An 18,966-nucleotide genomic window follows, 5' to 3' on the forward strand; every position below is an offset into this window, starting at 1 on the left:
GGGTGGGGGCCCCGGCTGCTGCGGCGCCTGCTGCGGCGGCCCCGGCTGCGGTGCCTGCGGCGGCGGAGCGCCGCCGTACGGATTCGGCGGCCGGCCCCCCGGCCCCTGCTGCGGCGGATACGGCGGGTACTGCTGACCGGGCGGCGGATAGTCACCGTTCGGCATGGTTCTCCCCTCGCTGCGCCCGCTCCGCCCGCGCACCGGGCCGGGCGGGCCCCCACCCCGCCGGGCCGGCGAGGACGTCACCGGCCCGGCGACCCCCGTCGCCCCCCGTGGCCGGCCACCGCGCGATCGTATCCAAGCGGCCGGACGCCGCAGGCGCCACAATGTCCATCCCGCTCTCATCCCGCTCTCATCCCCGGGCGGCGCCCGCACCCCCACCGCCAGACTGGGGGCGGAAGGCCGAGTTTCGGGGGAAACAGGGGGACGGACGGTATGGAATTCGCGGTCCTCGGGCCCATGGAGATCCGGCGGGAGGACGGCCGCATCCAGGAGGTGTCCGGGCGGCTCCAGCGCACCCTGCTGGGTGTGCTGCTGGCTCAGCCCGGCCGGCAGGTCCCGGTCGACGCGCTGACCGCCGCGCTCTGGGGTGCACCATCGGACTCCCGTGCCGTCCACCGGCTCCAGCTCCACGTGCACCGGCTGCGCGGCGCGCTCGGCGCTCACGGCCGGCTGTCGCTGGGCCCCGAGGGCTACCGGCTGCGCGTGGCGCCCGGGGAGGTGGACGCGGAGGTGTTCGCGGCGCGGGTCGCCGAGGCCGGGGAGACGCTCGCGCGGGACCCTCGGCGGGCCGCCGGGACGCTGCGCACCACGCTCGCCCTGTGGCGGGGCACGCCGTTCGCCGACCTGGACCTCCCGCTGCTCACCGACTGGGCACGCCGCCTGACCGAGTGCCGGCTCCTCGCCCTGGAAACGCTGTACCGGGCCGAAGTGGCCTGCGGTTCGGCCGCGGCGATCACCGCGGAGCTCGACGAGCTGGTGCGGGCCCACCCGCTGCGGGAACGCCTGCACCAGCTCCTGATGATCGCCCTGTACCGCTCGGGCCGGAAGGGGGAGGCGCTGGCCGTCTACCGGCGGGCGCGGCAGCACCTGGTCGCCGAGCTCGGCCTGGAACCCGGGCCCGAACTGCGGGAGCTGGAACGGCGCATCCTGGCCGACGAGCCGGTGGCGCCGGAGCCGGCCGAGCCCGGCCGGGGGCTGCCCGCCGCCGTGCCGGCCCAGCTGCCCGCGGACGTCCACGGCTTCACCGGCCGCGGCCCCGAGCTCACGGAACTCGACGGCCTGCTGGCCCCCGATTCCCCTGCCCGTGTCGCGCTGGTCGCCGGCACGGCCGGGGTGGGCAAGACCGCACTGGCGGTGCGGTGGGCGCACCGGGTCCGCGACCGCTTCCCCGACGGGCAGCTCTACACCGATCTGCGCGGCTTCGGCCCGGACCGCCCGGTCCCGCCGGGCGACGCGCTCGCCGGTTTCCTGCGCGCGCTCGGCCTGGAGAGCGCGGCGATACCGCAGGACCTCGCCGAACGGTCGGCCCGCTTCCGCACCCTGGTCGACCGGCGGCAGATGCTGATCGTGCTGGACAACGCCGGGACGGCCGAGCAGGTGCGCCCGCTGCTGCCCGGCAGCCCGTCCTGCGTCACCGTGATCACCAGCCGGGACGCGCTCGGCGGCCTCGTCGCCCGCGACGGTGCCCACCGGCTCCGCCTCGGCCGGCCGCCGGCCGAGGACGCCCGCCGCCTGCTGCGCGAGCTGCTCGGCGACCGCGTCACCGCCGAACCCGAGGCGGCCGACGCCCTGATCGAACGCTGCGCCCGGCTGCCGCTCGCCCTGCGCATCGCCGCCGAGCTGATCCGGGCCCAGCCGGGCCGGGGCATCGCCGAACTCGCCGCCGAACTCGCCGGCCGGCAGGGCGCCCTCGACGTGCTGGACATCGACGGCGACCCGCACACGGCCGTACGGGCGGTGTTCTCCTGGTCCCACCGGCGGCTGGACGCGGCGGCGGCCCGCGTCTTCCGGCTGATGGGGGTGCACCCGTGGCCCGAGATGGACGTCCACACGGTCGCGGCCGCGGCGGACGACGGGCTGCCGGAGATCCGCCGCGCGCTTCAGGTGCTGAGCCGGGGGCACCTCGTGGAACCGCTGCCCGGCGAGCGGTACCGTCTCCACGACCTGCTGCGCGCCTATGCCGCGGAGCTGGCGGCCGAACCGCAGCCCGCCGGGGAACGCACCGCCGCCCGGGCCCGGCTGCGGGACCACCGCCTGTTCACCGCCTCGGCGGGCATGGACCCCGCCTTGCCCTTCGAAGCCGGTGTCCGCCCCGAGCCGCCGCGGCCCGGACGGGAGTCGCCCTCGCCGTCACGTCCCCCCACCAGGCCCGGGACTGGCCGGACACCGGACGGCCTGCCCTGCTGGAGCCCGTCCGGGACGCCGAACCGGCCTTCGTCGTCGCCCCATGCGGCATGATCCGGCACCGCCCGGACACCTGCGGCTTCCTGGACGACGTGCACGCCCTGTGCCCCGGGCGCCGCCGCCCCCCGGGGCGATCACGAGAAGCACGGCCTGCACGGCATGCGCAGCCTGCACCGCCTGCACGGCATGCGCGGCCTGCACGGCATGGACGGACTGCGCGGGCTGCGGGCCCCGGCGGGTCAGGAAGCCTTGCCGAACACCTGGGTCTCCGGATACCAGTTGCCGTCCGGCTGGCGGGCCTGGCTGAACAGCAGGAAGAAGCCCCCGGGATGCCACATCCCCGGCGTGTACCCGCCGTAGCCGTCCACCCGGCCGGGAACCCTCAGCTCGTCGCCGGTCCGTTCGTCCAGCGGCAGCAGCGGCGAGATCTCCCCGCTCGCCGGGTCGACCGACACCACCATGCCCGGCGCGTAGTGCCGGGTCGCCCGCTGGTACGCCACGATCCGCTCGTCGTCGGCCTCCACCAGTGCCAGCGACCGCTCCTCCATCAGCTCGGTCCGCCAGACCTCCTCGCCGCTCGCCAGATCCACCGCGACGAGCTGGTTGTAGTACTCGGTGGTGTCGCGGTAGCCGCGCATCGCCTCCCAGCTGGTCGCGTCGACCCGCTCGGACTTCGACACGAACACGGCCTTGCCGTCGCTCACCGCCACGGCCTGGCAGTCCCGCATCCCGACGCCGTCCGACGTGCAGGGCGTCCGGTACGTCTGACTGTCCCCGCGCAGGTCACCGTGGTCCCGTGAACTCAGCTCGGTGTGGGAACCGTCGGACGGGTCCACGTGCCAGATCTTGTACGTCCCGCTGTGGCTGACCTCCACGACCAGCGGGTCGGCGGACACCACCTGGCGCAGGGTGCCCGGCTCGCCGTTCTCCTCCGGCACCGGCCACGCCCACAGCTCGTTCATCTCCCGGTCCAGGGCGCGCAGTTCCCCGCCGTGCCCATAGTTCCGGTTGTCGTCCCCGCAGGCCCGCTTGACCAGCAGAATCTCTGCGAACACCGCGTGCCGGAAGTCATAGCACTCGGCCTGCGGGTCCGGCACCTCGTTCCGCCGCTCCCCGGTCCCCAGATCGAGCACATGCGTGCCGTGACGGGTGTTGACGAAGACCGCGCCGCCGAAGACCACCGGCTGGTTGACGATCTCCGGATAGCCGTCGTCGCCGATGGCCGGCAGCTCCTGGGTGAAGACCTCCTCGCCGTCGGCGATGTCCAGCACGGTCAGCGTGCCGCACCGCCGCTCACCCCCGCCGGGGCGCAGCAGCGCCACCCGGTTCTCCGAGTGCTCCAGGGACGACGGGCACTGCTCTGGGCCCTCGCCCAGCGGGAACTCCCACGCCTGCTCACCGGTGGCCAGGTCGTAGGAGACGACGGTCTGCGGAGTGCGGATGACGTAATGCGTGTCGGTCAGCCAGCGGCCCCACACCGGCTCGTTCTCCGGCGTTCCCTCCCGGGTGCTGGTCCGCCACAGCAGCTCCCCGGTGCCGGCCTCCGCCACCCCCGCGCTCCACGCCCGGTACACCGGCTGGTCCTTGTACGCGTCGTGGAAGAGGAAGTACCAGCCCCCGAGCCCGGTCGCCGCCAGCACGGCCACCACAACCGCCACGACGATGCCGACCACCTTCCCCTTCCCCTTCCTGCCCCTCCCCTGTCCGGGCTGCCCGAACGGCGGCACCCCGGGCCCCCCGTAGCCCTGCGGCCCCGGCCCCGCCGGGTGCCCGTACCCCTGCGGCTGCTGCGGCGGCGCCGCGCCATACCCCCCGTACGGCCCGGGCTGCGGCAGCTGAGGCGGCTGCGTCATGTGCTCATCCCCCGTGATGGTTTCAACAGACGTCGGACGGTCAGCCCCTTGTCCTACCACCTCCCCCGGCCCCACCCCCGGCCCTCGCTCTCACCGGACTTTCAAACACCAGGCCAGCCGCGCACCGCCGCGAAGACGGGCAATCCGCCCGCCCGGCCACCGCAACCCTGGCGGGCTCCGCTCTGTGACGGAGCCGCGGCTCGCCGGCCTGGGCCTGTTCCGGGTGTGTGGCGGGGAAGCCACCCGGTCCCGCCGTCCCGAGCAGGAACCGGGCATCCCGGCTGCCGGCCCCCGGGCGGGTCTCCGGGGCCGGGGCCGGCGTCACGAAGGGGCCAGCAGTGCCTCCAGTGCGGCCGCGGTGTCCGGGTGGCGGTGGACCAGGGCCGCACCTGCGGGAGCCGGGTCCGTCGTCTCCCACGTCCCTTCGCAGCCCAGCAGGTCTGCCACGGCGTCACACGTCGCGGGGTGGGCGGCGAGCAGCGCCGCGCCGCGGCGGCCGTCCCCGCGGCGTGCCGCCGGCAAGGCCGCCGGCTCTGTCCGCGCCTGCCACGGCGGCACCCATTCGTCCAGCTCCGCCAGCCGGCCGGGGAAGATCCGCCCGGCCTCGCGGATCAGCAGCGGGGCCAGTTCGGTGCCGCCCGCCCGCAGGGTGGTGATCAGGACCGGCAGCCACGGCAGGAGCACCTCGTCCGGCAGCCGCCCGAACGCGTGCGACACCGCTTCCACCACGAAGTCGGCCAGGCCGGGCGCGGGCTCCAGCGCGTGCAGGAAGCCGCTGAGGTAGTGCGGATAGGCCGGCACCACCAGGGGGTTGCCGAGCAGTTCCTCGCACCGCGCGCCGAGGTCCGCCCGGGACAGCTCCCCGAGCTGGGTCTGTGCCGCCCACAGCAGCGCGGTCTTCGACGGATTCTCCGGATGCGACTGGGCGACGGCAAGCTCGAGCTGTGTCCGGTCGCAGCCCAGCGACAGCGCCAGGCTCTCCATGCTGAACAGGAAGCCGAGCATCGCCGCCACCTGGCGCACCGTGGCGTCGTCATCGGTGAAGGCCGTCGGCAGCAGGGTGCAGTAGTGCGCGTACCCGGCCCGGACGAAGGACTCGATCCACTGCGGAAGCACCGGTTCGCTGGTGCGGTAGTACGCCAGCAGCCGCCTGATCCGGCGGAGCACCTCCGGCGCCCCGTCCACGCTCCGCTCGGCCGACAGCACCTCCAGGGCACGGGTGCCGAGTTCGTCGGCCAGGCGGCGGCTGCGCAGGTACAGCGTGGCGTCCTCGACGGCCCCCAGGACCGTGGCCGCATCCGCCCGCGGGGCATATGCTGCGCGGCGCAGCCGCTGCTCAAGCACCTGCTCGATGCTCACACCCTCGTAGCCGAGCTCGATCAGCGCCCGCTGGTGGGTGCCCAGCGCGAGATCCCACGACTCCTGGATGGGCCGCTCCCCCAGCTTCCGTTCCCCCATGATCGGACGCGCGGCGCCCTTCGGCATGAGGTACCGGAGAATCCAGAGCACATCGGAGCACTGCTCCAGCTCCGGCCGGGCGGCGATGTCCAGCAGCGCCCGCCGTACGCCGCGCTGCTCGAGCTTCAGCTCCAGCGGGGCGAGCCGGTCGTGCACATCCCGGGCCAGGGGCGGCAGCGCGTCATAGCCGACCTGGCCCGTCCGGTCGCCGCCCATCATGATCTCCACCAGCCGGCGCACATCGCGCCGGCCGGGCACGGAGTCCTTTTCGATGCAGGTCACGGCCGCGTCCTGGAAGTCGTACGGCGTGGGCCTGGCCCGGTCGCGCATCCCGGCGAGCAGGATCGACGTCTCGAACACGGCGATGGCGTCGGCGGTGGAGGCGAGGTAGCCGTTGCGGCGCGCGGCCCGCACGATCTCCACCGACCAGCCGAGCAGCTCCGCCTCGTCCAGCCGGTCCAGCACGGGCGGCTGCCGCAGGAAGCCGGTCAGCCGGTCGGAGGGCGGCTCTCCCGCCGCGGACGCCGCTCCCGGTCCCGCTCCCGCTTCCGGTGCCGGTGCCGGTGCCGGGACGGGCGCCGCTGCCGGCTTCCGGGCCGCCTTCTTCGTCTTCTTCTTCCCTCCGGCCTGCCCCGCCAGCCGGTACGGCTCCACGCGGGTGCGCCGCAGGTTCTTCGCCCAGACCGTCGCGGCGATCGACACCGAACCGGCGGCCAGCCCGAACTGCGCCTCGATGGCCGCATGGCTGGACGGGATCAGCCCGTGCTGCCACGTGGTCGCGGTACGCGGGCCGATCTCGAAGGTGCCGCTGCCGTGCACGCCGAACTCCTCGACGCGGCTGACCGCGTGGAAGGCGCCGCAGACGTAGAGGCAGTCCGCGGGATCGAGGCCGGTGGCGGCCAGATGTTCCCGGATCCTGGTCCACATGTAGCGCTCGCGGTCCTCGTCCACCCGCACCCGGTGCGGGTCACCGGGCGCCAGGCGGCGGAAGAGGCTGCCGATCAGCAGCATGGCCTGGCGGTAGCTGTCGTGGTCGCTGTCGCCGAGCGGCAGTTCGACGTACTGGTGCCACCACTCCGACCAGTGCCGCACCTTGCCGTGGCGCAGCAGGTGCTCCTCCAGTTCGGCGAAGCGGGGCCGCAGGTCGCCGATCTCCACGCCGACCGCGTCGCCGTGCAGGGCGGCCTCCTCCTCGGCGGGCGGCGCGTCCGGGGCTTCCGCTCCGCCCGGCGCGCGCGCCCCGGCGGTCTCCGCCCGGCGCGCGTCCCACTGGAAGACATGGTCCGAGGACCGGTCCACCAGGACCAGGTCGACGCCCGGGGTGTCCAGCGCGTAGGCGATCGCCTGGTACTCGGCCGACGCCTCGGTGATCGGGGCCACCACCGACAGCGGGGACCATTCGGCCGGGAAGCCGTCGGTCTCGGTGGCGAAGGACTGCACCGCGACCGGGAGCCGGCAGTTGCGCAGCTCGGTCAGCAGCGGTGCCATGTCCTCGCACAGCTCCAGATAGACGGCCTTCGGCTGCTTCTCGCGCAGGCGGCGGGCCATCGCCAGGGCCGAGGCGGGCGAGTGGTGGCAGACGGGGAAGATCTCCAGCGGCTCGCGAAGCGCCCGGTCGACGTCGTCGACGATGCCGAGGAGGATGCCCTCCAGGGCGTCGGGCCCGCCGGCGAACGCCTCGGCGGCCTCCCGGAGCTGTGCGCGCAGCGGTTCGAAGATCCCCTCCCGGCCGCCGCTGGCGGCGGTGACAGGGGAAGTGGCAGTGGCGGCGGCCGGGCCGCCCGTCGCGGGTACGTTCATCGACGGGACGCTCATGACAGGGTGGCGATGGCGTCACGGCCGCCGTCGAGGAACTCCGGCCAGGACCCGCCCTCTTCCCTGCTGCGCGGCTCGACCACGCCGTGCAGGTATTTGTTGAGGATGGCGAGGTCCTCGGGCTCGCGCCGGGCCAGCGAGCCGACGAGCGAGGAGGCCAGGGTCCGGGCGGTCAGGGCCCGGTCGCCGAAGAAGTTGCTGTGCAGGATGGCGTCCTCCAGCACACCGATCTGTTCGGCGGTGGAGAGCGCGGATTCCAGCTTCTCGTCCTCGCTGCCGGCCGCGGCGGCCGAGGCGCGCAGGTCGGCGAAGCTCCGCAGCAGCACGTCGAGCAGCGTCGGCGGCACGTCCAGCTCGATCTGGTGGCGGCGCAGCAGCTCCTCGGTGCGGAAGCGGACGATCTCCGCCTCGCTCTTCTTGTTCGTCACCACGGGGATGCGGACGAAGTTGAAGCGGCGCTTGAGCGCCGAGGAGAGGTCGTTCACGCCCCGGTCGCGGCTGTTGGCGGTGGCGATGACCGAGAAGCCGGGCTTGGCGAAGACGATGTTGTCGCTGCCGTCGCTGTCGAGTTCGGGGACCGAGATGTACTTCTCGGACAGGATCGAGATCAGCGCGTCCTGGACATCGCTGGTGGAGCGGGTGAGTTCCTCGAAGCGGCCGATCGCGCCGGTCTCCATGGCGGTCATGATCGGCGAGGGGATCATCGACTCCCGCGACTGGCCCTTGGCGATGACCATGGACACGTTCCAGGAGTATTTGATGTGGTCCTCGGTGGTGCCGGCCGTGCCCTGCACCACCAGGGTGGAGTTGCGGCAGATCGCCGCGGCCAGCAGCTCGGCCAGCCAGCTCTTGCCGGTGCCGGGATCCCCGATCAGCAGCAGGCCGCGGTCGGAGGCGAGCGTCACGATGGCGCGCTCCACGAAGCTGCGGTCGCCGAACCACTTCTGCGGTATCTCCCGCTCCAGGCCGTCGGAGCGCTCGGAGCCCAGGATGAACAGCCTGATCATTTTCGGGGAGAGCCGCCAGGAGAAGGGCTTGGGGTTGTCGTCGACGGACTCCAGCCAGTCCAGCTCCTCGGCGTACTTGAGCTCGGCGGGAGCGCGCAGCAGGTCGGACATGACGGGCCTTTCCAGGTGGGTTCGGAGGCGGGGCGGATCTGAGGTCGGAGAGCGCAGGTCGGAGAGCGCAGGTCGGAGAGCGCAGGTCGGAGAGCGCAGGTCGGAGAGCTCAGGTCGGAGAGCTCAGGTGTGTGGCGGGGACGGCGGGGATGTCAGGTGAGGAACGCCTTGAGTTCGTGGACCAGCCGGCGGATGTGGCCGGAGATCACCGGCGTGCCGAGGTCCTTGAACCGCTCCCGGAACCACGGGTTGACGCTGCCGCGGCCGGAACTGGTCACCGAGCCGACCGGCAGGAACTTCGCTCCCGAGCGGTGAATGGCCGCCATGGACTCGAAGAGCTCATCGGTGCGCCACTCGTAGAAGTCGGATATCCACACCACGACGGTGTTGCGGGGCTCGGCGATCTTGGGCCGGGCCAGCGCCATGGCGACGGTGCCGTCGGTACCACCGCCCAGGTTGGTGCGCAGCAGTGTCTCGAAGGGATCGTGCACCCAGGGCGTGAGGTCGAGCGCCTGCGTGTCGTAGGCGATGAGATGGACGTCCACCTTCGGCAGCCCCGCGAAGATCGACGCCAGGATGGTGCAGTTCACCATCGAGTCGACCATCGAGCCGGACTGGTCCACCACGACGATCAGCCGCTGCGGCGTCGTCCTGCGGGCGGTGTGCCGGTAGTAGAGGCGGTCGACGTACAGCCGCTCCTCCTCCGGGCTCCAGTTGGTGAGGTTCTTCCAGACGGTGCGGCGGAGATCGAGATTGCGGAACACCCGTTTGGGCGGCACGGAACGGTCCACGGCACCTGTCGTGGCCTTCTCCACCTGGGTGCGCAGCACCTCGGCCACCTCGTCGACGAAGCGGCGGATCAGTGCCTTGGCGTTGGCCAGGGCCACGCCCGAGAGGTTGTTCTTGTCCCGCAGCAGCTGCTCGATCAGCGACATGGACGGGGTGAGCTGCGCGGCCAGCGCCGGATCGGCCAGCACCTCGCGCAGCCGCATCCGCTCGACCAGGCCCGCCTCGATGGCGCCGAGCTCCGGGCCGATGGCCGGGATCAGCCGTCCGAGATCCGGCGTGCCGGCCCGGCCCCCCGTGCCGGCCGGGCTCACGCCCGGCCCCGTACCGCTGCCGCCCGCGGCCCGTCCCGCACGCAGCTCCCCGGGCCGGAAGCCGAGCGCACGCTCCAGCCGGCCCGCGTCGGACTGCCAGCGCGCAAGCTGCCCGGCGGTGACCGGCCCGGAGCCGGTGGCGAAGACGTTGAGCAGCAGTTTCGACGCGAGTGCGGCACGCCGCACCTCGGCGGGCCGGTCCCGCGCCCCGTCGGCGGCCGGCTCGGGGGCCATCAGGCCGTCGAACTCGGCGGCCAGTTCCGGGTGGCGCTGCACGATCGAGTCGACGGAGGCCGCCGGATCCAGCAGCGCGGCCGGCAGGCCGATGTCCTCCACCACCTCCAGGCTCGCCGACTCCAGCGCGGCCTGCTCGTCGTGGTCGAAGAGGCGGGCGAGCAGCCGCCAGTACAGTGCCTGACGGCGGTTGACGTGCGGGGCGGCTCCCGGGCCGGACCCGGCCGCCGGCTGCCCGGTGTTCTGTCGCTCCGTCATTTCCGCAGCAGCCTCCCCGCCCGCTCCCGCAGCACGGCCACGGCAGCCGCGGCGGCCTTCTCCGCCTTTGCCCCCGCCTTGTCGGCCGTGCCCCCGGCCCATGCCCCGGCGTGCACCGCGACGGTCCGCTTCCGCACGCTCCGCTCCACCGCCAGCGGCTGCACGGAGAACACCCCGTCGTCCCAGCGGAGCAGCCCGATGCAGGCCGCGGACGCCGCGACGGCCTCCGGGGTGAGCGGCCCGGCCACCGGAATGCGGTCGGTGTCGACGGACAGCGGCTGTCCGGCGACGGTGAACGTCACCCCGCCCCCGCTCTCGCTCTCGCCCTGCGTCTCCCCCACCTTCTCCTCCTGCCCGACGGCATAGCCCTCCAGGAAGACCGGCACGGCGATGCACGCCGGATGCCGGTCCAGCGGCGCGGTCACCGGATCGGCGGCGGCGGGCAGCGCCACCCGGGCGGTGGCGAAGGCATCGGCGGGCTCCCCCGCACGGGCGTGCTCATCGCTCCACAGCAGATCGCCCCCGGCGGTGACCGGCATCCCGGTGAGCTCCATGGACCGGCCCTCGCCGACGGCCGCCAGCAGCGCCATGCGGGGGCGCAGCAACTGCCACAGGCCGGCCCCGACGACCGTGTCCGGCTTCGGCGCCGACACCGCCGCCCGCACCAGGCGGGAGGCGGAGCCGTCCGCGGGCTCGAACACCGCGTGCACCTGTGCCTGCACGGCGGTCGCGTGTTCCTGGAGATCGACACCGAGCGGCAGCAGACGGCCGGTGGCCGTACCGGCGGGCGCCCCGCCGGCCGCGCCCCCCGGCAGCGTCAGCAGCATGGCACGCGACCACAGGTCGGCCCAGCGGCGCACCGGGACCCGCTCCAGGGCGGCTCCCGGGCAGCAGGCGGCGAGCTCGGCGGCGAAGCCGTCGAGCAGCGTCGCCAGGCGGCGCAGCGCAGGGTCGGGAAGCATCGCGGAGACCACCTGCGCAGATCCGGCGACCACCTCGTGGTCGATACCGCGCCATCCGCAGCGCGCCAGATCGGACAGCCAGGACCGGGCCGCGGTGAGCAGATTCGCCGACGGCTCCCCGCCGGACGTCACCGGACCGCTTCCCGCCTCCCCGCGGGGCCTGCCGGTCGCCTCGCCCACCCGGGCCATCAGCGCGTCGTGCACCGACCCGAGCAGCGCGGCGCGGGCGGCGGCGAGGGCGGTGAAGTGGTCCTCGCCCGCGGCTCCGGCCGCCGCCTTCGCGGCCGCCTCGGCGGCCCTGGCGGCCAGCGGCGTCCCCGCGACGGCGTCGGCCAGGCCGGCCAGGCCGGCTGCCTGCGCGGGCTGCGGCCGCAGCAGGCCGCCGACCAGGACCTCGTCGAAGGCGTCGACGGCGGCCAGGGCTTCGTCCAGCCCGTCGACCGTCCCGGCGAGCAGATCGGCGCGCATCATGCCACCGCCCGGGTCGGCGGGAACCAGTGCATCTCGGGCAGCGGCCCGGTGGCGGGGGCGAACTCCAGGTAGGCCAGGTGACGCAGGAACCGGCTGAACACCGTTGCGGCGGCCGCGGCGTCCTCCTGCGACGGACGCGCGGTGACCATGTCGCTGAAGAGGCCCACCGCATTCGGCTCGTCGTCCGCCGTCTCGACCTTCAGATAGCGGGCGACGCGCCGGCCGCCGTACTGGAGCACCGCCTCGTCGATCAGCGCCCGGATGTGGTTGCAGTACGAGCCCCGCGCGCCCCCGCAGGGCCGGTTGTTGTTGGTGCTGCACGCGAACGCGTAGCTGCCGGCCGCGACCGACGACACATAGACCCGCCCGATGTCCGAGCCGCTGGACACCACGCCCTGCAGACGCCCGTCGGCCAGCTCGACGAACGGCACCTTGGCAAGCTTCCGGGCCCGCGCGGGCGGCATCACCCGCGCCGTGCTCGACCTCTCCCACCCCGACAACGGCCATCTCCTCTGCACCCAGGGGACTTCCGCACCAGAAGGGCGGAACACGGCCGAACATACAGACGCCCACTGACAGCCCGCCCTGTGCCCGGCTCCGCACCGTGCCGTCCCGGCCGCACCCGGCCGCACCCGGCCGGGCGACGCCTCGCGGCGGACTGCTCACGGGATCGGGATGCGCACCGGAGGAAGATCGGGCGGTGCCCCGCGCCAGGTGCCCGCCAGCAGCACGGCGAGGGTGTAGACGTGCCACACCTGGTTCGTCCAGCTCTTCGGCACCGTGCCGAAGAGTTCTTCGATCTTCGGCCGGTGGACGACGTCGAACAATTCCTGCGGCGCGTTCATGACCTCGTCGCGAAGCAGGGCGAGGAAATCCTCATCGAATGACTTGCGCCAATTGAAGCCCGATGTCCGGCCTTCGGGGACCAGGGCGGAACGCCGCCACCAGGCCGGCCACCCGATCAGATGCCGCGGTCGGTCCCTCTCGAATCTCCACCGCTTTCCCTCCGGCCGGATGTCCGCGAGTTCCGGCGCGAGCAGCTCCAGCAGGCGGAAAACGACCTCTTCGCTCCACCGCCAGTCCGCCGGAAGCGCCAGCGCTTCCCGGACCACCTGGTTGTCGAGGAAGGGGTGGTAGTAAGGAGAGGTCATCAGGGTCGCGGTATGCGCACCTACCAGCCAGCGGCCGGACCGGTAGAAGAGGTAGATCCGGTCCAGAACTCCGGGCCCGTCCGCCCGCGCCCGCTCCGACCACATCCGGTAGTCCTCAAGAGCTCGTTCATTGGCCTGCCGGGTGACAAATGCCTCGGCTGCCAGGAAGATGGTTCTCAGCCGTTTCTGAATTCCCTCCGGACTCGTATCGTCCTGATTGTAGAGAAATCCGCCGCGCAGCGTCTCTCCACCGGACCCGGACGTTTTCGGCGTGAATTCGTAAGAGGTCCATCGGTTGACGTCCTCGTACGCCGATGTCATCCCTTCGCATGTGCGGATGATGTCGTACGTCCTCAGGAAGGGATGCCTGACGACAACAGCGTCCCTTCTTCCCCCGGTCTCGGTCAGTGACACCTGGTGCTCGATGCGCAGCCGCTTCGCGATCCGGGTGGCGAGCACGACATCCGGGTCGTCCGCGAACCCGTGAGTCGTCGCCACGATCGGCACGTTCGCAGCCTTGAGGACCGCGGCCATGAGCCGGCTGTCGCGTCCGCCGGAGAGTGCCAGCCGGACCGGTTCACCATGCCGGGCGATCGGGGCCGCGGCCTTGACCAGCGCGTCGGCCAGGCTCTCGACCCGTTCACGCGCCTGCTTCGCACTGGTCGGCGCGGGCTCGACGGCGGGCAGGGGGCTCGTCCTGAGCCGCACGCCTGCGGACCGGCCGGCGGTCAGCACCGCGGCGGCCGGCAGTGCCCGCACGCCGCGGAACGGCGTCTCGTCGTTGGTGAAGAAGCCATGCCGGACCATCGGCTGCAGAGCCATGACGTCCCAGTCGACCGACGGCCGCACCTTCCCGGTGACCGCCGCCCGTGCGACAAGATGCACCAGCAGAGCCCGGCTTCCCATGACGTAGATCCCCCCGGCTTCCGCGCAATAGACCGGGCACACCCTGGCAAGCGATGTGGCCGCTTCGATTCCGTTCTCCCGCGCCCGGAAAACGGAAAAGCACCCGCCCAGCGAAGCGGTCACCGCGCCCAGGTCTTCCGTGGTGGCCAGATTCCGCTCGTCGAGGGCCCGCCTCCCGAGGTAGCCGCAGTAGCCGAGCGCTCCGGTACCCGAACTGATCAGCGGCTCCGGGAGGAGTCCGTGCTCAGGTTCGTTGGACCAGGCCAGCAACGCCACGCCGCGGTCGCCGGAGATCCACTGTGCCGTGCGGATTTCCCCCGCCGGCACGGGAATCGCCTCGAACGCGGCACTGCGCGCGGCATCCAGGACACGCCGGGAAACCCGGTCACCACGTGACAGAGCTGCGATCGCAAGATAGGCGCGCACAGTGATCCTTCACGGAAGGGGTCCCACGTGGATACTCGCTGTCCTCCAGGCGAAGGGCCGACCGACTCCACCGCCACCCGGCCATGGCGACTGCTGACCGCCCACCTCCATTGACACCGTCTGTTCGTTCCGGTGTACCAAGCGTGCTGCCAAGCCCGCGATCCCGCAATCCGGACCGACCCGTCGGAGTACCCGGTCTCGTTTGCCGTGCGGTTCTCGCACGGCAAACGAGACCCGCGAGCCGCAGAATCGAACGGTTACTTCGTGGGCTCCGCCCACGCAGTAACCGAAGTAGCCGCAGGGAGACTCAGGCGCGCGAGGAGTCCCACCCGCCTGGTTGCTGTAGCCGCTGCTGCGCCAGACGGCGCCGTTCGTCTCGCAGCGGGATGCACGCTTCACGGTGGTCGCCCCCGTACGGATCGGATCATTCCAGGGCGAAGACCATGATGTCGCCGGAAGCCCAACTGTCGGATCAACGGGCGTCACCGCAGATCCCACCGCGGAGCGCCCGGCGCCCGGCGCTTCTCCTCCCGCCTCCCGGTCAACGCGCTAGCGGCCGATCTTGTCCAGCTCGGCGAGTTCCTCGTCCGGGAGCGGGATTCCCGCGCCGGTGACGTTCTCGCGCAGGTGCGCCACCGAGGAGGTGCCGGGGATGAGCAGGATGTTGGGTGAACGGCGCAGCAGCCAGGCCAGGGCGACCGACATCGGCGACGCCTCCAGCCGGGCGGCCACGGCGGAGAGCACCGAGGACTGCAGCGGGCTGAAGCCGCCGAGCGGGAAGAAGGGCACGTAGGCGATGCCCTGGCCGGCGAGGTCGTCGATCAGTTCGTCGTCGTGGCGGTGGGCGAGGTTGTACATGTTCTGCACGCACACGATCGGCGCGATCGTCTGCGCCTCGGCGACCTGTTCTGCCGTCGCGTTGCTCACTCCGAGGTGCCGGATCAGGCCCTGCCGCTGGAGTTCGGCGAGGGTCTCGAAGGGCTCGGCGAGCGAGCCGGGCCGGGGGCCCTGGGCGTCGCCGAGCCGGAGATTGACCACGTCGAGCGCGTCGAGCCCGAGGTCCTCGAGGTTCTCGTGCACGGCGCGGCGCAGGTCTTCGGGCCGCCGGGCCGGTGGCCAGCCGCCCTGCCGGTCGCGGACCGCGCCGGCCTTGGTCACGATGTGCAGCGTCCCGGGGTAGGGGTGCAGCGCTTCGCGGATCAGCCGGTTGGTGATGCGCGGTCCGTAAACACCAGCGGTGTCGATGTGCGTGATGCCGAGGCCGGCGGCCTCGCGCAGGACGGCGAGCGCACCGTCGCGGTCGGCGGGCGGACCCATGACGCCGGGACCGGCGAGCTGCATGGCGCCGTAGCCGAAGCGGGTGACGGTCAGATCCCCCAGGGTCCAGGTGCCGCCGGGCAGTGGCGCGGAGGGTGTGTTCATGTCTGTGTCTCTCCTGGGTGGGCGTGATGTGACGGAGGGTCAGGTGCCGCCTGATGCCGCACTCGTCAACGGCACTTCTCGTTCGCGAGGTTCACCGGCGCGATCTTCATTCCGTTCCTGTTCCCGATGGTCACTCGCGGGCACCCGGCGCATCCAATACCGATGCGGCCTGCTGTCATACCCGGCAGGTATCACCGAGGTAGGGTGTCGCCATGGACCCGTTGGAGACCCGTGAGCTGAGGTACTTCGTGGCCGTCGCCGAGGAACTGCACTTCGGCCGCGCCGCCGAGCGCCTCGGCATGGCCCAGCCACCGCTGTCCCGGGCGATCCAGCAGCTTGAGCGGCGCCTCGGCGTCTGCCTGCTGCAACGCAACCGCCGCGGCGTCTCCCTCACCGGCGCCGGAGAGGTGCTGCTGCACGAGGGCCGGGCAGCCCTCGACGCGACCACCGCCGCCGCTCGCCGCACCCGCCGCGCCGGCGGCACCAGCGGTCCGGACGGCCCCCGCGAGCGCCTGGTGCTGGCGGTGAAGGCCGGCGCGGCCCACGAACTCCTGCACAAACTCCTCGACGCCTACGCGGCCGAGCCCGACGCCGCCGAGATCGAGTTGCTGCCGAGCGGCACCTGCGAACAGGAAGCCATGCTGCGCGACGGCCGCGCCGATGTGGCGCTGCTGCACACGCCGTTCAACTCCCTCACCGGATTCGACAGCGAAGAACTGATGACCGAGGGACAGATCGCCGTCCTGCCCGCCGGACACCGCCTCGCCGCGCGCAAGACGCTGTCTGTGGAAGACATCGGCGACATCCCCGATCTCCCCCTCGCGCGCTGGCCCCGCCACGGCGTCTACCCACCCGGCCCGGGCCCCGAGATCCACGACCAGACGCAGCTGGCCCAGCTGATCGCCCTCGGACGGACCGTGGCCGTCTACCCCGACTCCGCCCGCGCCTGGCTGTGGGCCGAACACGCGGCCGTCCCGCTGACCGACGCACCCCCCGTCGTCACCCACATCGCCTGGCCCGCGCACAGCCGCTCCCTCGCCCTCGCCCGGCTGATCCGCACGGCCACCCGGCTCTGACCCGCACCCGCCTCCCCCCTCACCCCCGCCGCGGCCCACCGCCGCCCACGGCCTGCGCACGGCTGGACGACCCGGCCGCCCCGGCACGGCAGAGCCCGGGCGGGGAACGAGGGAACCGATGACGGACAGACGCGGTCAGGGCGGGAAGAACTGGATCCGGGTCCACGAGACGGCCGGCGCACCACACGCCCCTGCCCGGTCCGCCGTCCGAACGGCTGACCTTGCGGTGGGCAACCGGCCGGTGGCTTCTGTCCGTTGGCCGGCGCCCCCCGGGAGCAGCGTCATCACCGCAGATGCGACAGCAGGACATCCTGGGCGGGGTAGGGCCGTTCCTGCGGCAGCAGTTTCTCCGCGGCCTCCGGCTCCCCCTTCGCCACCTGCCGGCGGATCTCCTTCGCCAGCGGGGTCACGTCCTCGATGGCGACGATCCACTCGTCGGCATAGCGCCGGGTGGCCTCACCGGCGAGGCCGAGCTGGAGCGAGCGGTAGGGCAGCGGACGCAGGTACAGATCGCGTTCCGGGTCCCACTGGACACGCGCCGGGCAGCGCGCCAGCTCCTGCTTCCATGCGTGCTCATCCGGGTACACGCGGCGGTCGTGGTGCGACAGGCAGGCGTGCCGCAGGGCCCATTCGAACCCGTCCCGGGTGATCTCGATCCCGAGCACCGTCTCCTGGTCCTGCTTCGCCGCCCAGCCGCAGCGGTACATCATCCACAGGAACGACGGCTTGATCCAGGTCATCCGCTCCCGCCGCCACATCGAGGGGAATTGCCCGGTGCGGGCGGCGGGCAGGCCGATCTCCGGCCGGTACGCCTGATAGACGGTGATGGTCTCCTCGCTGAACCGCGCCCGGATCGCCCGGTAGGGCTCCTTCTCCCGCATCCCCCGAGCATGCAGCCCGGCGCCCTGCCCCGGCCACTGATTTCACCGCGGTTCCGGGCCCTCCGCCACGGCTGACCGATGGCCGGCCCGCGTCGCTGGACGCCCGCCTCCTGCTGCACCCGCGTTCCGCGGTCCCGGTGCTGGGCCGGTGTTGCAGGGCAGCAGCGCGCCAAGGACGCGTGAGCGCCGCTCAAGATCACATCCATTTGACACCCAGAGTGCCCCAGAAACGCGGCCAGGGCCGGTCTCCCGTGCGGGGAAACCGACCCTGCCCTGGTGTTTCTCTGTCGGGGTGGCGGGATTTGAACCCACGACCTCTTCGTCCCGAACGAAGCGCGCTGCCAAGCTGCGCCACACCCCGGTGTTGCGTCGTTTACTTTAGCCGATGGGGCGGCGGGGGCGAAATCCGGTTGTGGTGAGGCGGGGCGGGCGGGACCCGGGGGGCCTCAGCGGCGGGGGGTGAGGGTGAGGAGCGTGGCCTCCGGGGGGCAGGCGAAGCGGAACGGGGTGTAGCGGTTGGCGCCGCACCCGGCGGAAACGTGCAGGTAGGCGCGGTGGCCGCCGGCCTCGTGGGTGGACAGGCCCTTGACCCGGTCGGTGTCCAGGTCGCAGTTGGTGACCAGGGCGCCGTAGAAGGGGAGGCAGAGCTGGCCGCCGTGGGTGTGCCCGGCCAGGATGAGCGGGTAGCCGTCGGCCGTGAAGGCGTCCAGGACGCGCAGGTAGGGGGCGTGGACCACGGCGAGGGAGAGGTCGGCGCCGTCCTCCGGGCCGCCCGCCACCTCGGCGTACCGGTCACGCTTGATGTGCGGATCGTCCAGGCCGGTGAGGGCGATGTCGGCGGAGGGCAGCTTGAGGCGGCCGCGGGTGTTGGTGAGGTTGGCCCAGCCGGCGGCGTCGAAGGCGTCGCGCAGCAGCCACCAGGGGTTGCGGGGCACGCCGGTGGCCGGCCGGTTGCCGTTCAGGCCGTGCCGCCCGGAGGCGCGTTCCAGCAGGTAGCGGGCGGGGTTCCGGAGCCGGGGGGCGTAGTAGTCGTTCGAGCCGAAGACGTAGGCGCCGGGGAGGCCGAGGAGGGGTTCGAGGGCGTCGAGGACCTCGGGGACGGCGTCCGGGTCGGAGAGGTTGTCGCCGGTGTTGATCACGGCGTCGGGGCGCAGCCGGGCCAGCTCGCGCAGCCACCGCTGTTTCTTGCGCTGGCCGGAGACCATGTGGATGTCGGAGAGGTGGAGGATCCGCAGCGGGCGCATGCCGCGTGGGAGTACGGGGACGGCGGCCTGCCGCAGGCGGAAGGAGCGGGCCTCCAGCGAGGCGTAGGCGACGGCCGCGGCGCCTGCCGCGCCGAGGGACAGGGGAATGCGGTAACGCGCGCGCATGGGAATATCGTCGCAGATGATGACCGGGGGCGTTCCCGGGGCGGCGGCTGCCAGAATGG

Annotated in this window: 12 protein-coding genes and 1 tRNA gene; 2 read left to right on the forward strand and 11 right to left on the reverse strand. The window is 72.8% G+C overall.

Annotation, left to right across the window (positions count from 1 at the left end):
* The first annotated feature begins 435 nt into the window (after positions 1 to 435).
* Positions 436 to 2,460, forward strand: coding sequence for an AfsR/SARP family transcriptional regulator (locus tag GQS09_RS12070; protein ID WP_165986034.1), 2,025 nt, complete (start codon positions 436 to 438; stop codon positions 2,458 to 2,460).
* Between the two features lie 185 nt (positions 2,461 to 2,645).
* Here the strand turns inward: GQS09_RS12070 and GQS09_RS12075 are convergent, their stop codons facing one another.
* The 8 genes from GQS09_RS12075 to GQS09_RS12110 form a co-directional block, all read right to left on the reverse strand.
* Positions 2,646 to 4,079, reverse strand: coding sequence for a PQQ-binding-like beta-propeller repeat protein (locus GQS09_RS12075; RefSeq protein ID WP_207957732.1), 1,434 nt, complete (start codon positions 4,077 to 4,079; stop codon positions 2,646 to 2,648).
* Positions 4,080 to 4,580: 501 nt separating this feature from the next.
* A complete protein-coding gene (locus GQS09_RS12080) occupies positions 4,581 to 7,517 on the reverse strand; it encodes a hypothetical protein (protein WP_243761337.1) in 2,937 nt (978 codons plus the stop codon).
* An 11-nt stretch (positions 7,518 to 7,528) separates the two neighbouring features.
* Positions 7,529 to 8,650, reverse strand: a complete 1,122-nt coding sequence (locus GQS09_RS12085; protein ID WP_165986036.1) for an AAA family ATPase — start codon at positions 8,648 to 8,650, stop codon at positions 7,529 to 7,531.
* Positions 8,651 to 8,802: 152 nt separating this feature from the next.
* The gene (locus GQS09_RS12090) at positions 8,803 to 10,242 is read right to left on the reverse strand and encodes a VWA domain-containing protein (RefSeq protein WP_165986037.1); all 1,440 of its coding nucleotides are present in this window, start codon (positions 10,240 to 10,242) and stop codon (positions 8,803 to 8,805) included.
* On the reverse strand, positions 10,239 to 11,702 hold the full coding sequence (locus GQS09_RS12095) for a hypothetical protein (RefSeq protein ID WP_165986055.1): 1,464 nt from the start codon (positions 11,700 to 11,702) through the stop codon (positions 10,239 to 10,241). The genes GQS09_RS12090 and GQS09_RS12095 overlap by 4 nt, the downstream gene beginning before the upstream one ends.
* Complete coding sequence (locus tag GQS09_RS12100) at positions 11,672 to 12,139, reverse strand: hypothetical protein (protein WP_243761339.1); 468 nt, start codon at positions 12,137 to 12,139, stop codon at positions 11,672 to 11,674. Before GQS09_RS12100 ends, GQS09_RS12095 begins: the two co-directional genes overlap by 31 nt.
* Before the next feature lie 198 nt (positions 12,140 to 12,337).
* Positions 12,338 to 14,158 (reverse strand): asparagine synthase-related protein, encoded by a 1,821-nt coding sequence (locus tag GQS09_RS12105; protein WP_165986039.1) that lies wholly within the window; start codon positions 14,156 to 14,158, stop codon positions 12,338 to 12,340.
* Positions 14,159 to 14,707: 549 nt separating this feature from the next.
* The gene (locus tag GQS09_RS12110) at positions 14,708 to 15,580 is read right to left on the reverse strand and encodes an aldo/keto reductase family oxidoreductase (RefSeq protein WP_165986040.1); all 873 of its coding nucleotides are present in this window, start codon (positions 15,578 to 15,580) and stop codon (positions 14,708 to 14,710) included.
* Between the two features lie 212 nt (positions 15,581 to 15,792).
* Here GQS09_RS12110 and GQS09_RS12115 point away from each other — a divergent pair, with 212 nt between their 5' ends.
* Complete coding sequence (locus tag GQS09_RS12115; RefSeq protein ID WP_165986041.1) at positions 15,793 to 16,656, forward strand: LysR family transcriptional regulator; 864 nt, start codon at positions 15,793 to 15,795, stop codon at positions 16,654 to 16,656.
* Between the two features lie 284 nt (positions 16,657 to 16,940).
* Here GQS09_RS12115 and GQS09_RS12120 read toward each other — a convergent pair whose 3' ends face one another.
* From GQS09_RS12120 to GQS09_RS12130, 3 genes are all read right to left on the reverse strand, one after another.
* Positions 16,941 to 17,537, reverse strand: a complete 597-nt coding sequence (locus GQS09_RS12120) for a DUF4291 domain-containing protein (RefSeq protein WP_165986042.1) — start codon at positions 17,535 to 17,537, stop codon at positions 16,941 to 16,943.
* A gap of 287 nt (positions 17,538 to 17,824) precedes the next feature.
* A tRNA-Pro gene (locus tag GQS09_RS12125) sits at positions 17,825 to 17,898 on the reverse strand.
* 85 nt (positions 17,899 to 17,983) lie between these two features.
* Positions 17,984 to 18,907, reverse strand: coding sequence for a metallophosphoesterase (locus tag GQS09_RS12130; protein WP_165986043.1), 924 nt, complete (start codon positions 18,905 to 18,907; stop codon positions 17,984 to 17,986).
* Positions 18,908 to 18,966 lie beyond the last annotated feature (59 nt).

Origin of the sequence: Streptomyces sp. YIM 98790 (genome assembly GCF_011421595.1) — a bacterium.
Taxonomy (GTDB): domain Bacteria; phylum Actinomycetota; class Actinomycetes; order Streptomycetales; family Streptomycetaceae; genus Streptomyces.

Coding starts and splice junctions, on each gene's coding strand:
- GQS09_RS12070 (WP_165986034.1), top strand. CDS start 436: ATGGAATTCGCGGTCCTCGGGCCCATGGAGATCCGGCGGGAGGACGGC.
- GQS09_RS12080 (WP_243761337.1), bottom strand. CDS start 7,517: ATGAACGTACCCGCGACGGGCGGCCCGGCCGCCGCCACTGCCACTTCC.
- GQS09_RS12085 (WP_165986036.1), bottom strand. CDS start 8,650: ATGTCCGACCTGCTGCGCGCTCCCGCCGAGCTCAAGTACGCCGAGGAG.
- GQS09_RS12090 (WP_165986037.1), bottom strand. CDS start 10,242: ATGACGGAGCGACAGAACACCGGGCAGCCGGCGGCCGGGTCCGGCCCG.
- GQS09_RS12100 (WP_243761339.1), bottom strand. CDS start 12,139: ATGCCGCCCGCGCGGGCCCGGAAGCTTGCCAAGGTGCCGTTCGTCGAG.
- GQS09_RS12110 (WP_165986040.1), bottom strand. CDS start 15,580: ATGAACACACCCTCCGCGCCACTGCCCGGCGGCACCTGGACCCTGGGG.
- GQS09_RS12115 (WP_165986041.1), top strand. CDS start 15,793: ATGGACCCGTTGGAGACCCGTGAGCTGAGGTACTTCGTGGCCGTCGCC.
- GQS09_RS12120 (WP_165986042.1), bottom strand. CDS start 17,537: ATGCGGGAGAAGGAGCCCTACCGGGCGATCCGGGCGCGGTTCAGCGAG.
- GQS09_RS12130 (WP_165986043.1), bottom strand. CDS start 18,907: ATGCGCGCGCGTTACCGCATTCCCCTGTCCCTCGGCGCGGCAGGCGCC.